This window comes from Curtobacterium sp. PhB130 (assembly GCF_003755165.1).
Classification (GTDB): domain Bacteria; phylum Actinomycetota; class Actinomycetes; order Actinomycetales; family Microbacteriaceae; genus Curtobacterium.
On sequence record NZ_RKII01000008.1, the window covers coordinates 622,700 to 637,012 of the forward strand.

The window sequence follows — 14,313 nt, forward strand, 5'->3', positions numbered from 1 at the left end:
GGGTTCGCCCGGTTTGGGCGATGCAGGAAGCGGTCACACCGGCGTGAACTTGCGACATCACACGATCGCGAGGAGGCCACCAGATGAGCGACAGACTGCATCCGGACCGAGCCCGGCAGGACGACCCGACCATCAAGATCACGGTCGTCCCGGTGCCTCGCATCGACGGGGCCCTTCCCACCCGCACCTCCGTCGTGCCCCCGAAGCCTCTGTCCACGAGCACTACGCCGCGACACCGAGCGTGAGACAAACTAACCGCTCTCCGCGTCCGACACGACAGCGGCAACGGGGGTCGTGGACATCAGACGTCCTCGGGACTGACTTCGAGTCGATGCCCCTGCAGCTCGACGACGATGACGAGGGGGCCGTCATCGCGACTTTGGTCCGCCGAACCGCGACGCATCGGCTGCCAGGACGGTGGCGGACCGGGCTACGACATCGCTCCGACAGACGTCCACTGGGCGGAGCCGATGTTCTCTACGTGCACGGGTGGTCGGACTACTTCTTCCAACGTGAGCTGGCGGAGCACCTCGAAGCCCTCGGCGCACGCTTCTTCGCCTTGGACCTCCGGAAGTACGGCCGGAGCCTGCTCCCACATCAGACCCCCGGTTACGTCGACGACTTGGGGACGTACGACGAGGACATCGCCGCGGCACTCCACGCCATGGGTCACGGCGAGGACGCACGTGGACATCGACGGCTCATCCCGCTCGGGCACTCCACCGGCGGACTCATCCTCGCGCTGTGGAGCGCTCGGCATCCAGGGACCGCCGCCGGCTTGATCCTCAACAGTCCCTGGCTCGAGTTTCAGGCCACCGCCCTCGGACGGGAGTTCCTTGCGCCGCTGATTCGACTCGGTGCGCGTCGGAACCCGCTCGCGCCCATGCCGACCATCGACCCCGGCTTTTACACCCGCACCATCTCCAACGGCGCAGAGGGAACCTGGAGCTACGACCAACACTGGCGCCCCGAACGGGGTTTCCCACTGCACCCCGGCTGGCTCGCCGCGGTATTCGACGCCCAAGACGCGATATCGCGCGGGCTGCGCACGACGACCCCAACGCTCGTGCTCCTCAGCTCGCAGAGCCTCCTGTCTCCTCGCTGGAGCGACGCGATGGCGCACGCGGATGTCGCACTCAACGTCGACGCCGTCGCCCAACGCGCGCTGTCCCTCGGAGACGACGTCAGCGTGGTCCGCATTCACAACGCCGTACACGACGTCATGCTCTCCGAACCGTCAGTCCGAGAGCACGCGTACACGGCCATCCGCCGGTGGTCGCGAACGATTCCCCTTCCCGGAACCTAGCCGCTGCCTGTAAACCACCGCGACCACCAATGAGGCGGCCCGCCGGTTGCGCTGAGGAAAGGACACACATGCAGGACTTTCTGAACCAACTGCTGAAGGAGTCGTCCTTCAACGTTTGGGACGTCGTCCTCGCGGCCGTGGTCGTCGTCCTCGGGTGGATGGCTTCCATCTGGGCGCGAAAAGGCACTCGTAAGCTCCTCGAACGTTGGAGTGGTCTCGGTGCAGAATCGACCAACTTGCTTTCCCGCCTGGTTCGGTACGGCATCCTGCTCCTCACCGTCGGCATCGTCCTCTCCGTCCTCGGGGCGCCCCTTCAACCAGTGCTTGCCGCAGTCATCATCGTCGTCACGGTCGCTGTCCTCGCCTTGCGCGGAATCGCGGCCAACTTCGGCGCGGGACTCGTGATCCAGGCCCGACGTCCCGTCCGCATGGGCGACACCATCGAGGTGGACGGTCGACAGGGCCGCATCATTGAACTCACCGGCCGCACCGTGCTCCTGCTCACATCGGAAGGTGACACCATTCGCGTGCCGAACGCGCTCCTGCTCCAACGACCGTTGGTGAACTCCACAGAATCCGGCGCAGTACGCAACGAGATCTGGGTCCGCGTCACTTCGGACATGTCTGCGAACGCGGTGCTTCAAACGATTCACGACGCAGTCCTCTCGATCCCGCACCGAAACGAGCGGCTCCCCGAGACGCTCCTGGAGACGGCCGGGCCGAGGCAAGTCGACGCTTCTGTCCGGTTCTGGACAAGCTACGTCGACCGCGAGGCAGCTCGGAGCGCAGCGGTGAACGCAGTGCTCGACGCTCTCAACAGTCAGCAACCCGACGCGTGGGTGTCCTCACACCGGCCCCACGCCGTCGACTGGGTCCGTCCCATCCCCCCGATTTCACCCCGCCCGGGCGAGGCACCCGACCAATAACCGGAGTTCCGTGACACCACCAGATCACGAACATCACGGGAGTGAAAATGAGCATCGGCGGCGGAATCTTCCTCATGGTCGTTGGCGCGATCATGGCTTTCGCGTTCAACTTTCAGCTTGCACGCGTTGATATCCGCCTCATCGGGTACATCCTGCTCGCCGCCGGTCTCCTCGTCCTCGTGTTCGGCATCATCAGCCGGGTACGCCGCCGTCGCTACGAATCGACGTACGTCGTCGACGTCGATCCGGTCACCGGGGAACGTGTCACGCGAAGGATCGTTGAAGAAGGCGGACCGGAGAACTAGCGCAGCAGCGTCCGAAGAGTGACGAGGAGCCGCATGCTCGCGGTACTCGGCCATACGTTGCCCCTCGCTGTCGCACTCGCGATGAGCTCCGTACCGATCGTCACCAGCCTCACCCTCATCATTCGGAATCCGAGGCGGTGGGCACCGACGTGCTTCGCGGCAGGGTATGTCCTCGGGATGGCCGGTTTCCTCGCCGCCTTCGTCCTGCTCATCCCCGCGCCGAACAACGACGGGCTCCTGCGCGGGTCAGCTGTTCAAGGATGGGCGGAGATCTGCATCGGCGTCGTGGTCGTGGCTCTCGGGATCCGCTCGATTCGCCACCGCCCGCAGGGCGGGATCCTTCACTCGGTTATCAGACGGCTGTCTGCCGCACTGACACGAGCACCTTCCCTTCTCGCGGGACTCGTTGGTATCGCAATGAACTTGCGGCCGAAGTCTCTCCTGCTGACGACCGCACTCGCACTGATGATCGCGGCGGCACAGCTCTCCGTCTGGGGCAGCGCAGTCACCGTCGGCGCCGTTGTCGTTATCGGAACGAGCACGGTTCTCGGACCAGTCGCCATCACATTGCTGCGCCGAGAAGAGGCACGAGGATGGGCTGAGAACGCCGACCGATGGATCCGGCGAAACGGCCACATCGTCGCGGTCGTCGTCCTGCTCCTCGTCGGAGTAGTCATCGTCGGCAACGGTCTGGCCCTGGTGTAAGCCTCGGTGCGCATGAGCGGTGCCGTCGAGTTCACCCGGTTCGGGCGATGGATCGTCTTCGCAACACGCGGACAGTGAATGACGAGGTTGGCTAGCCCGTCCGAACGGACGTTGAACTGTGCCGACGATCCGACCAGTGAGGAGTGACACATGTCGCAGCCATTCCGCGGCGTCATCAACATGGACGTTCGGGACTCAGTCCCGGACTGGGAGCCGTTCCAGCCGCCCAAGGCCCGCGCCGACGCGCCGAACGTGCTCTACGTGATCTGGGACGACACCGGCATCGCAGCATGGGACGTCTTCGGCGGTCGTATCAAGATGCCGACCCTTTCGCGCATCGCTGAACTCGGTCTCCGTTACACGAATTGGCACACGACCGCGTTGTGCTCCCCGACACGGTCCAGCCTCCTCACGGGAAGGAACGCCCACTCGAACGGGATGGCGTGCATCGTCGAAGGAGCGGCAGGATACCCCGGGCAATCTGCGGTGATCCCGCCCGAGAACGGCACGATCGCGGAGACCCTGCTCGAAGAGGGCTACAACACCTACTGCGTGGGCAAATGGCATCTGACACCGGAGAGCGAGTCGAACATGTCGAGCTCGCGGCGCACCTGGCCTCTCGGCCGCGGCTTCGAGCGCTACTACGGGTTCCTCGGCGGAGAGACGAACCAATGGTTCCCGGACCTCGTCTACGACAACCACGCCGTCGACCAACCAGCGAAGCCCGATGACGGCTACCACCTGTCCGCAGACCTCGTCGACAAAGCGATTGAGTTCATCCGCGACGGCAAGCAGGTCGCTCCGGAGAAGCCATGGTTTACCTACCTGGCGTTCGGCGCGAACCACGCGCCGCATCACGCCCCGATCGAGTGGTCGGACCGGTACAAGGGCGTGTTCGACGACGGGTACGAGTTGTACCGCGAAGGCGCACTTGCACGGCAGAAAGAACTCGGCATCGTCCCGCCAGACACCGAGATGGCACCCATCAACCCGTGGCCCGCCCCGGAGGTCATCGCCGAGGCCGACGAGGTCCGTCCGTGGGACGAACTCTCCGACGACGAAAAGCAGCTGTTCGTCCGGATGGCCGAGGTCTACGCCGGGTTCTCCAGCTACACCGACCACGAACTCGGCCGCCTGCTCGACTACCTCGAACAGTCTGGGCAGCTCGACGACACGATCATCGTCGTGTGCTCTGACAATGGCGCCTCCGGCGAGGGAAGCCCGAACGGCTCCGTGAACGAGAACAAGTTCTTCAACAGCTGGCCGGACGACCTGCAGGAGAACCTCGCGAAGGTCGATCAGCTCGGCGGCCCGGAGACTTACAACCACTACCCGACGGGCTGGGCGGTCGCCTTCAACACCCCGTACAAGATGTTCAAGCGGTACACGCTCGAGGGCGGCATCGCCGATCCCCTGATCATCGCGTGGCCGAACCGGATGAGGGACGTCGCCGGGCAAAATCGCGACCAATACCACCACGCGATCGACATCGTCCCGACCATCTACAGCTGCCTCGGCATCACGCCACCCGAGTACGTCAAGGGCTACCCGCAGGTGCCGATCCAGGGCGAGTCCATCGAGTACACCTTCGCCGATCAAACCGCCGCGAGCCGCCGCCGTACTCAGTACTACGAGATGCTCGGCAGCCGGGCGCTGTACCACGACGGATGGAAGCTCGTCGCGCAGCACGGCCCCCTGTCCGGCGTGGGCCACTTCGGTCAAGACGTTTGGGAGCTGTACCACACAGAGACGGACCGTGCCGAGATGCACGACGTCGCCGATCAGTATCCGGATCGGGTTCAAGAGATGGTCGGCATGTGGTTCGCTATCGCCGGTAGGAACAACGTGTTCCCCCTCGACGACAGGACCGCGCGCGAGCGCCTCGTCGAAGAACGACCAAGCGGTTCGGCACCTCGCACTGCGTACACCTATTACCCGGGCACGGCCGAGATCCCAGAAGGTGTCGCACCGAACATCCGGAACCGGTCCTACACGCTCCGCGCGGTCATCGACGTCACGGACCAGGATGCGTCCGGGATCGTGCTCGCCCAAGGCAGCCGCTTCGGCGGTCACGCGTTGTACCTGGCGGACGGGAAGCTTCGTTACGTCTACAACTTCCTCGGGATCGACGAGACCACCGCCGCAGCTGAGACCACCGTTCCCCTCGGGACGACAACGATCGAAGTCGCGTTCGACAAGGAGCACGAGGAACCCCAGGGGGTCGCGAACGGCACTGTCACCGTCCGGGTAGACGGCGACGACGTCGCGTCAGCGATGCTCCGCACGCAACCGGGAAAGTTCGCCCTCGCCGGCGAAGGGCTGGCCGTCGGACGAGACTCAGCCGATCCGGTCAGTCAGGCATACGGCGCTGACTTCCCGACGCACGGGTTCACGATCGACCACGTCACGGTCGACGTCGCTGGTGACCACTACGTGAACGAGGAGATCGAGGCCCGCGGCATGCTCGCCCGAGAGTAACCACCAAGGAGCCGGGCCAGGGAGTTGTACCGCCTAAGAGCTTCCCTGGCCCGGCTCCCGATCATCAATTGCGGTGGTAGTGCGGTGGAAGAAGGAGGCGAGCCGGGTGATGGAAGTGAAGCTAAGTCACGGCGCAAGATGGCGGAAGAACCGTGATCTCGTCACGATTGTCATCCAGTCGACACCACCCCAGGAGGCCACCCGTACGGGTCGGTCACGGTGAGTTCGCCCAACAGATGCTGCGCACTGCGGACGGCATTCTGAAGTACATCGTCGGCCGGCCCTGGACGCTGGTCCGTTTCGATCGCCGGTCACTGATCACCTCCGGCTCCCCGGTGAGCTTGGTTGCACGGCCTGATGCCAATGAGTGGGAGGGAGTAACGTACACGACTGCGTGAGGCATAGCAATGCCTTTGACTCGGAAGCTCGGACTCATCATGGGAGATCCGACGCCGTTCCATGGTGTGGTGCCCGTCGAGGAGGGACATCACGGTCGGTGGGACACGCTCCTCCTGTCGGCCCAACACCCTACGAGCGCTTCTTCAATGAGCACACCATCGGCCACGCGAGCCGATGGTTGTACTGCCACCCATCGATGAACATCGCGTCCAGGATGACTCACCCGAACCTCATCTCGTGAATATGCAAGTCCAGAATGATCCGTGGGAGTTGAACGGAGAGCCCAACGGGGTTGTCTGACTGCCTGGCACTCGCGGCTGCGCCACCATCCACACCAGAGCGCTACGCGACAGCATGAAAGCAACCGTGCAGGACATCGAGGATAGCCACACGTGAGGGGTACTCCTCGAGCCGAGTCCGTCCCGGAAGGGGATCGGCTATCGAGAGGGAACCATGGTGCTATCGACGGGAAGAGCCGACGTCACGGCAGTGAGATTGAGCACAGTTCGTCAAACTTGACGGCGCCGCGCTCCTACAGTGTGAGCCCCCCCCTCGATGCAGAATGCTCACTCGCCGCCGTCGGCAAGGCTTCCCATGATCTGGAGGGCGGCTTCTACGATGGAACGGTTGGCTGCGGTCACGTATTAGGCGGTCGTCGTCGGCCGGCAGAGCCCGCTGCTGAAGCAGGATGAACGAAGAAGTCGCAGTAGCGGACCTGTCCGCCGACAAAGTAGCCGTGACCGGGCACCGATCGCACCATACCCTCAGCGATCAGGGTCCGATACGCGTTCAGGATCGTATTAGCGCTCAACGCCGACGTCGTCACCGCGACCCGGTACGGCGGCAACTGATCCCCGTCGACAAGGGCCCCGTCCGCAATCGCATCCCGAATGAGCTGCTCGACCCGGTCCTGCCGCGACGACCCTGATTGCCGGACGGCAGGCAGCACCAATTGGAACGCCGAAGTTCTCACGGCGCCCCGACCCTGATGGTCGCTCTCCTCGATATACCCATTCGGGCCTGAACGACCAACCGCTGCGCGTGCACGTCGATACCGATTCATTAAATACCCATCACCCCCGACATACGCCACCGTTCCGCCCCGGGTTTAGTGGAGGCTCGGTAGTGCCGCTTCGACGGTAGCCGGAGCGGTTTTGTGCCGATAGTGGTTCGGCTCGAACTCGACGGGTGGGACCATGCCGAGTTCGCCGTGGAGGCGGCGCTGGTTGAACCAAGTCGATGTTCTCCATGGTCGCGATCTCGAGGTCGTCGATGCCGCGCCAGGGTCCGCGGTTGCGGATGAGTTCGGCTTTGAAGATCGAGTTCACCGCTTCCGCGAGGGCGTTGTCGTAGCTGTCGCCCTTGGAGCCGACAGACGCGACCGCGCCGGCTTCGGCGAGCCGGTCCGAGTACCCAATGGCCCGATATTGCACACCACGGTCGCTGTGATGGATCAGGTTCGACAGGTCGTGGCCTTCGCGTTGGCGGGTCCAGATCCCCATCTCGAGGGCGTCGAGGGCGAGGTCGGTGCGCAGGTTTTTCGATAGCTGCCAGCCTATGATGCGGCGGGAGACACGTCCGTGACGAACGCCGCGTAGACCCAGCCCGAGAACGTACGGATGTAGGTGATGTCCGCGACCCAGCGCTGGTCCGGACCCGATGCGGTGAACGCCCGCTGCACCAGATCCGCCGGCCGATCCCTGACCGGACCCGGGACCGTGGTCTTTGGTCCCTTCCGCTTGGACACTCCCGCCAGTTCGGTGATCCGCATCAACCGTTCGATCGTGCAGCGGGCGATCTGGTGGCCTTCCCGGTGGAGCTGCGCATGCACCTTCCGGGCGCCATAGACGCCGTAGTTCATCTCGGGTAGTGATCAGCCACGCGCGAAGGGTGCGCACCATCGGTTGCCACCCTATTCAGGCAGGAATTGTGTCGCCACGGTCGGTTCACCCGATACGGGTGAGGCCCGCGAAACGGGCCCCTCCGCCCCGCATCTCGCGGCAGATGTAGCCACTTACCCGAGCGAAGTTCACCCGCAACGGGCGGCCGGACTCTTCCCCGTGGAGAGCAAGAATGAGGAACGGCGCTCCTCCTCCAACGGGACGAGCGTTACCGTCAACGCCGGATCTGGGCGGAGGGGATCGTGAAACCGACATACGGGAACTCAGCGCCGACGCGCTCACGAGGCTATGCGCTGTGTGCGGCATCAGTGGTGCTCGCCGTGCTCTTCTTCACCGTCTTCGCACTTGTGGGCCCGGCGGACTGGCTGTGGGCAGTTCCCGTTGCGATGGCGGAGCTGGTCATCGTTGTGCTCATTGCACGATGGCTGCACGCGACGCGAGGGCAGCGCGGATCGCTTCGTGATGCAGCGAAAGGAGCCATCGCCATTGGGCTGTTCCCCACCATCTGCCTCCTCGTGCTCGTCGCAGCACTCCTGGTGGCTGCCAGCCTGTAATCGGCGCCCGCATCGTTGCTGGTCGCTTCGTACCGCGGCGTCGATGGGTTTCCGCTGGACACGGAACGAAAGGCGCCCGGTCCCAGCCAAGAGTGCTCTCTGCTCGCTTCGAGGTAGTACGACCCGGGGACGTCAGGAACGACGTTGCGAAGATTCGCATCATGAGCGCCGCGGTGTGCCAGCCGGAGGCGATGAGTCCTCCGAATGGGCCGGACGTGGCCCTCTCGGCATCGGTGTGGATCATTTGCGGGTCGAATTCGGCGGCGAAGCGGAGGATGTCGTTCTGTTCGACCCGTTGTGCGCCGTACCGGACGTCGATGCCGGGGAGGTAGTCCTCGAAGTACCGGTCAGCAGCAGGTCGAGCGAAATCGGGCATGCCTTCCACTCTGCCTTGTTGCCCCGCCGGCGCTGGGGTGCAACTGACACAAGACGGGAGGCGGCGGGTTGTCGCTGCCCGCAGGAGGATCGTCTACCGGGCGGCTTGCCCCTCCGGTCAGCCGCGGCGCAGCTCCGAGAGCATCGGGTGGTTGCGGTCGCGTTCTGAAAGCAGCGCTTCGGTGAGAGGGTCCGGTGGCCGATCGGGTCCGTTCTGAGAAGCTCCGGCCAGCCACGACCGTTTTCCCTTGAATATTAGTGACGGGCTGTGGCGCTCGTCCGAGCCGGCAAGCCCACCGCGACGGCTGCAGTCGTGCTCGGCGTCGGGGCCGCGTCGAGCCGGAACCTACGGTCGACCGGGGTGAACGACCCGGTGTCGCGGCCAGGAAGGCATCGAACTCGCAAGGGCGGGGAAGCGCATCCGGTAAGCGTGCGAAGAGGGCAGCGACACAACCGCACGCTGGGCGAGCACGCGGTATCTCATGCGCCGAGGCGCTGGTTGGTGTCGGGAGCGCGAGCCGTGGTCCTGGATGGTTTCTCATCAGATTGGAGGCGCGTGGCGGCCCTGCCACGAGCCTCCAGTCCGGCAGGATGCAGGTCCACGGCGATGGTCGCCGTGGCGACGGAGGGGAAGCCATGGGGCACGAGCACACCGCCGAGCCACGCGGGGGCGAGCGGCCGGTCCGGCACGGACGGCTCCGGAGGCGCGGAACGGTCGGTCCCGCGCTCTCGGTGATCACGACGGCCGTGGTGGTCGTTCTGGTGAGCACGGGCTCGGTCGCGGCGATCGCGACCTGGCAGGTCCTGCAGGCGGCGACCCCGACGGTGTCGCTCGCGATGCCCGGAGGGCGCGAGACGGCGAACGCCGCCCCGGAACTCACGGCGCAGTCCGGGGAGGTGAACATGCTCCTCGTCGCGACGGATACTCGTGACGGGCAGGGGGCCGGGTTCGACGACGCGGCGAACCGGCGGGCGAGCACGGGTGTCGGCAACAACGACACCAACATCCTCGTGCACATTTCCGCCGACCACACGAACATGGCGGTCGTCAGCTTCCCGCGCGACCTGGTGCTCCCGATTCCCGCGTGCACGAACGACTCCGGCGCCGTGACACCCGCCTCGTCCGCCGCGATGCTGAACACTGCGCTGGGACGAGGGGGAGAGCAGCACGGGCTCGCGTGTGTGGCGAGCACGATCAGCCGGCTCACCGGGCTCCAGATCGGCTACGCCGGCAAGATCACGTTCGACGGCGTGGTCGCGATGGCGGACGCGGTCGGTGGCGTCGAGGTGTGCCTGGCGACGCCGATCCACGATGACGACGTCACACCGGCGCTCGACTTGGCCGCGGGGAACCGGACACTGTCCGGCGCCGAGGCGGCCGCGTTCCTCCGTTCCCGGCACGGTGTCGGCGACGACAGCGACCTCGGACGGATCAGCAACCAGCAGACGTTCATGTCCGCCCTCGCGCGACAGGCGGTCTCTGCGGGCACACTGACGAATCCGGCGAAGGTGCTCCGGCTGGCGAACACGGCCTTCCGGCACATGACGCTGTCCGACACGCTGTCGGATCCTGGCACCCTCGCTCGGATCGCGCTCGCCGTGAACACCGTCGGGCTGTCGAACATGGTGTTCGTGCAGTACCCGGTCGTCGACGACCCGGACGACTCGGCGCGCGTGCTGGTGGCGCAGGGCGCGGCAGCGCAGCTGAACGGGGTGCTGCAGGCGAACCAGGCCGTCGTGCTCGGTGCGGGCAGCCTCGGGCGTTCGGCCGTCCGGGACCCGTCGGCGTCGGCCGGACCGTCAGCGGCCGCGTCGGCCTCGGCCTCCGCCTCGACGGGGGCCTCGGTGTCGCCCGGATCGTCCGCTCCTGCCGCGCAGCTGCCGGACAGCGTCTCCGGCCAGAGCGCGAACACGGTGACCTGCGCCGCGAAGAAGTGATCGGTCAGGAGGCAACATCGTGGAAACGGCCCGTCCACGTATGGCGCGTAGCGCGACTCGTCCGGGGCTGCTGCCTCAGGTGACGCGGTGGGCAGTAGTCACCCGCTGGTGTCGGATCACACCGAAGCGTGTCATCTCCGTGCCGGTAACTGATGTTGGAAACACGTCGGGCACGACAGCGCACGTCAGCCTCAGTACTCTCCTACGTCACGCAGGCCCGCGCCACCGCTCGCGCCGATTCGCCCCATCAGCCGGAGCCTGCTCGGGGTTGCCCGCACTGTGTGCTCCGTTTTTCAGAGCCGAGGTGATCCGCTACCCCGGCCCTGGCGCGGCATCGAGGACCTCGATACAGCGACCGTCGAGTACCTCGACTGGTTCAACCACCGACGCCTGCGCGGCGAGCTTGGCATGGTTTCACCGGTCGAGTTCGAACAGATCCCCCACCGACGCAACCGCTCCGACTACCGTCGAAGCGGCACTACCGAGCCTCCACTCAACCCGGGGGCTGAACACCTGTTTCCGCGGTTAGGAAACGCCCGCGCCGCCGGCAGCGCGGGCGCCGAATCTACGCGGCGTGGCGGCCTGCTCCGATCGAGTCGTTGGGCGGCCGGTGGTGTCGGCATGCTTCCCGACATGACGAGACCACCGGCCTGGCGAGTGCCACAACGTCAGGGAGTGGCACGGGCTACCTGAAGGATCACCTGGGCTGGGCGGTGTGCGAGATGCAGACGTCCGCACACTTAACGACGCCGCGAGTCTCGCGTCCCCGGGCGTCGATGAACTCCGTTGGGCATCACCGTGCTCAACGACCGCGACGAACCAGTGATGACCTTGGTCGCGATGAACATGCTCCGCTGCCGCAGCGAGAAGTAGGGCGCGTCCGGTAGCCGATCCATCTCCGGGCACCATCTATCTCGGCTACTTGCGAGATCGGTCGTTGCGCGACCACGAGAAGAGCCAGCCCGCGAGCAGCATCACGGCACCCACAAACGTGAAGATGACGCCGACTACCAGGTTCCATCGGCCCGCAAGCAGAACGACGCCGACCACCAGCACGATGCTCCCGACGAGCAGGTTGTACCGCGCGCGGGCTGGCCGATCATCGTCGCCGGAGGACTTCACCGCTCGAACGCTACCGGCGCAGCATGACGTTCGATAGCCGATCGCCTACCGAGACACCGAGCGGCCAACACGTTCGAGACCGTTCCATTAGCGGTGCGGCTCCGCTGTCACAGCTGGCAGCAGGCCGGGGCACCGTGCGTCGAGTTCGCCTAACCGTCCATGTCGATGCCGGTTATCGCGGTCGAGATCCTCGATGCGAGAGTCAGGCTGGCTCGCTGTGTGTGCGATGGACCGTGGGTGCCGTGGCGGTGGTGATTGGCCATGCGTCGAAGCGGTACTGCTCATGCACGGTGTCGATCCAGACTTGTTCGCGGCCGCGCCCGCTGATGCGGAGGCGGTAAAGCCCCGGGGCCGGGGTGAGTGGGGGCGCGTCGAAGTCGGGGCCGTTGAAGAGGCTGACAACGGTGAGCCCGGTGTCGATGTCGTCGACGTCGAATGTGACGTCGACGACATTGGTCCAGGTTTCGTCGGGGAGCGGTGGTTCGGTTGCGTGCGCGTACGCGTCGATCGTGACGAGGCCGCATCCGGCGACCATTGCGAGGGCGACCGGCAGATGCAGGTCAACTCCTGGTGCCACGGCTCGGACGGTCTGTTCCGGGTCAAGAAACCCGATCCGAGTGAACTCGTCAGGGGTCGCGGCGAGGAGATGGCCGCCCTCGATGATGAGGGCGCCGTTGTCGATGTCAGCTTCGTAGCGCATGCGTTCTCCGGATGAATCTGGTGTCGTAGGCGATGCGGGTGGAGAAGGCGTCTCCTTCCTCGGTCATGTAGCTCACGCTACGCCGCGACGAGATCCGACGAGGGAGCAGTGTTCGGACATCCCGGTAGCCGATCCCCTGGCGGGACGGGTTTCAACGCGGACGGGGTCAACCTCGTGATCGCCGCATGGTTCCCAGCACGACGCAGGCAAGGCCGGCGATGAGCGCGACGATCAGCACGACGAAACTCGCCCCATGAATCGTCGGGTTGATGATCCACACGAGCAGCGCGAACGCGATCACAACAGCACCGAGCACGGTGAGACTCCGAGCAGACATAGGGCGAGTCATCAGGACGGGTGCCGTCCCGATAGACGATCGGCTACCGGACGCTAGCGAGCGGCACCAGCGATCAACGCGATCGCTTCGTCCTGGTCAGTGCGATCCCGGCGAAGATGCCGCCGATGACGGCGAGAGCGGCGCTGGTAATGACCCACGGGCTGAGGAAGCTCTCGCCGTTGAGAAGCCGAGACGTGATCGTGAGTACTTGAGACAGAACGAGCAAGGACCCGACGAGAATCGTGGTGCCATGAGACGACGATGGCTTCTTCTCAGGTTCTTCACTCACGGCCCCATCATGCACCGTGCCGGAAGGAGCAGCGAGACTCGATTGAGGATCGACTACCGGACGTCTCGCAGGACGAGGGTTCAGGTCAATGCCGGCACGCCAGACGATCTCCGGCAGATGCGTCGGAGCTGAACGCCCGCGCAGTTCAGTTTCGAGGACGACCGAGCTGCCGCATGTCGGTGCGAGTTCGTCAACTCCCCGCTCGGTGATGAAGCGGTAGGCGTACTTGTCCGGGTACAGGCACAACCCCGCGGACGCTCCGACTTCGAGCAGTGCGATTGGCCCGCGGATCTTCGCCAGCTCGGGCAGGAATACGGCGCACCGGCGGGCTTCGTTCGTCTGCGTCGCGTGGGTGAGAGCGATCACGCGGATCGCATCCCACCTGGCGACGAACTCACTCCTCGCCTCGCGGTAGGGCACGAGAGGAACACCGGCCATCCGAGCCGCGGCGAAGACGTGTTCGGTTGCCGCTTCGCCGCGGACAGCTCCTGGACCAGCTTCACGATGTCCTCGTCGGCAGCGACACCAGTCGCCCAGTCGAAGTACAGATCGGAAACGCCGTGCGCTTCGACCTGCGCCCACGCCCGATACTTCTCGCCGGTCACACCCACAGACGCATCCTAGGGAAGGTACTTGCCGAGCCAGGAGCCGATCGCCACAGGGACACCCTCTCTGGCGCGCGGCTCGTCCTCCGTTAGGGTCTGGTCATGGCAGCGGAGGTCTTGAGTTCGTACTCGCGCCGAGCCGCGGAGTACGCGGAACGGTTGGGTTCGACGGTGACGGTGCACCCGTCCGATGCGCACCTCGTCTCGACGTGGGCCGCGGATATCGAAGGCCCGCTGCTGGACGCCGGCTGCGGCCCGGGCCACTGGGCGGCCTACCTCCGAGACCTCGGGCACGAGGTGCGAGGAATCGATCAGGTCCCCGAGTTGTGAGCTGAGCAGCACTGCCCAATGGCGCTCTTTTGTTATCGCTCGG

General features: G+C 65.4%; 17 protein-coding genes and 1 pseudogene. 9 read left to right on the top strand and 9 right to left on the bottom strand.

Annotation, left to right across the window (positions count from 1 at the left end):
• The first annotated feature begins 481 nt into the window (after positions 1–481).
• The 5 genes from EDF24_RS12960 (at position 482) to EDF24_RS12980 (ending at position 5,720) form a co-directional block, all read left to right on the top strand.
• Complete coding sequence (locus tag EDF24_RS12960; RefSeq protein WP_260233440.1) at positions 482–1,306, top strand: alpha/beta hydrolase; 825 nt, start codon at positions 482–484, stop codon at positions 1,304–1,306.
• Between the two features lie 68 nt (positions 1,307–1,374).
• On the top strand, positions 1,375–2,232 hold the full coding sequence (locus EDF24_RS12965) for a mechanosensitive ion channel family protein (protein WP_165931460.1): 858 nt from the start codon (positions 1,375–1,377) through the stop codon (positions 2,230–2,232).
• A 47-nt stretch (positions 2,233–2,279) separates the two neighbouring features.
• Positions 2,280–2,537: a DUF6458 family protein gene (locus tag EDF24_RS12970; RefSeq protein WP_123703304.1), complete on the top strand. Its 258-nt coding sequence runs from the start codon at positions 2,280–2,282 to the stop codon at positions 2,535–2,537.
• A gap of 33 nt (positions 2,538–2,570) precedes the next feature.
• Entirely contained in the window at positions 2,571–3,242 is a 672-nt protein-coding gene (locus EDF24_RS12975; protein WP_123703306.1) for a GAP family protein, read from the top strand.
• Between the two features lie 150 nt (positions 3,243–3,392).
• The gene (locus EDF24_RS12980) at positions 3,393–5,720 is read left to right on the top strand and encodes a sulfatase-like hydrolase/transferase (protein ID WP_123703308.1); all 2,328 of its coding nucleotides are present in this window, start codon (positions 3,393–3,395) and stop codon (positions 5,718–5,720) included.
• A gap of 1,036 nt (positions 5,721–6,756) precedes the next feature.
• On the opposite strand, the gene EDF24_RS19695 is transcribed toward EDF24_RS12980, so the two are convergent.
• The 3 genes from EDF24_RS19695 to EDF24_RS18925 are packed head-to-tail and all read right to left on the bottom strand — an operon-like array spanning position 6,757 to position 7,980.
• A complete protein-coding gene (locus EDF24_RS19695) occupies positions 6,757–7,182 on the bottom strand; it encodes a winged helix-turn-helix domain-containing protein (protein ID WP_123703310.1) in 426 nt (141 codons plus the stop codon).
• Between the two features lie 10 nt (positions 7,183–7,192).
• Positions 7,193–7,621, bottom strand: a complete 429-nt coding sequence (locus EDF24_RS19225; protein ID WP_165931434.1) for a hypothetical protein — start codon at positions 7,619–7,621, stop codon at positions 7,193–7,195.
• Between the two features lie 53 nt (positions 7,622–7,674).
• Positions 7,675–7,980, bottom strand: a complete 306-nt coding sequence (locus tag EDF24_RS18925; protein WP_148070891.1) for an IS3 family transposase — start codon at positions 7,978–7,980, stop codon at positions 7,675–7,677.
• A 360-nt stretch (positions 7,981–8,340) separates the two neighbouring features.
• Between EDF24_RS18925 and EDF24_RS19540 the strand changes: the two genes are divergently transcribed.
• Positions 8,341–8,574: a hypothetical protein gene (locus EDF24_RS19540; RefSeq protein WP_243698315.1), complete on the top strand. Its 234-nt coding sequence runs from the start codon at positions 8,341–8,343 to the stop codon at positions 8,572–8,574.
• 139 nt (positions 8,575–8,713) lie between these two features.
• On the opposite strand, the pseudogene EDF24_RS19700 reads toward EDF24_RS19540, so the two are convergent.
• Positions 8,714–8,950 (bottom strand): annotated as a pseudogene (locus EDF24_RS19700) (MaoC/PaaZ C-terminal domain-containing protein); the annotation flags it as partial.
• Positions 8,951–9,711: 761 nt separating this feature from the next.
• On the opposite strand from EDF24_RS19700, the gene EDF24_RS13000 reads away from it, so the two are divergent.
• Both EDF24_RS13000 and EDF24_RS19705 read left to right on the top strand, forming a co-directional pair.
• Complete coding sequence (locus EDF24_RS13000; RefSeq protein ID WP_243698316.1) at positions 9,712–10,887, top strand: LCP family protein; 1,176 nt, start codon at positions 9,712–9,714, stop codon at positions 10,885–10,887.
• 279 nt (positions 10,888–11,166) lie between these two features.
• Positions 11,167–11,580, top strand: a complete 414-nt coding sequence (locus tag EDF24_RS19705; protein ID WP_165931462.1) for an IS3 family transposase — start codon at positions 11,167–11,169, stop codon at positions 11,578–11,580.
• A 225-nt stretch (positions 11,581–11,805) separates the two neighbouring features.
• On the opposite strand, the gene EDF24_RS13010 is transcribed toward EDF24_RS19705, so the two are convergent.
• The 5 genes from EDF24_RS13010 to EDF24_RS19545 form a co-directional block, all read right to left on the bottom strand.
• Entirely contained in the window at positions 11,806–12,009 is a 204-nt protein-coding gene (locus tag EDF24_RS13010; RefSeq protein ID WP_123703319.1) for a hypothetical protein, read from the bottom strand.
• 202 nt (positions 12,010–12,211) lie between these two features.
• A complete protein-coding gene (locus tag EDF24_RS13015; protein ID WP_123703321.1) occupies positions 12,212–12,709 on the bottom strand; it encodes a hypothetical protein in 498 nt (165 codons plus the stop codon).
• Between the two features lie 166 nt (positions 12,710–12,875).
• Entirely contained in the window at positions 12,876–13,025 is a 150-nt protein-coding gene (locus EDF24_RS19230; protein WP_165931463.1) for a hypothetical protein, read from the bottom strand.
• Between the two features lie 94 nt (positions 13,026–13,119).
• Complete coding sequence (locus tag EDF24_RS13020; protein WP_243698317.1) at positions 13,120–13,701, bottom strand: DUF2332 family protein; 582 nt, start codon at positions 13,699–13,701, stop codon at positions 13,120–13,122.
• Entirely contained in the window at positions 13,698–13,940 is a 243-nt protein-coding gene (locus tag EDF24_RS19545; protein WP_243698318.1) for a hypothetical protein, read from the bottom strand. The genes EDF24_RS13020 and EDF24_RS19545 overlap by 4 nt, the downstream gene beginning before the upstream one ends.
• A gap of 102 nt (positions 13,941–14,042) precedes the next feature.
• Between EDF24_RS19545 and EDF24_RS13025 the strand changes: the two genes are divergently transcribed.
• The gene (locus tag EDF24_RS13025; protein ID WP_123703323.1) at positions 14,043–14,270 is read left to right on the top strand and encodes a hypothetical protein; all 228 of its coding nucleotides are present in this window, start codon (positions 14,043–14,045) and stop codon (positions 14,268–14,270) included.
• The last annotated feature ends 43 nt before the right edge of the window (positions 14,271–14,313 follow it).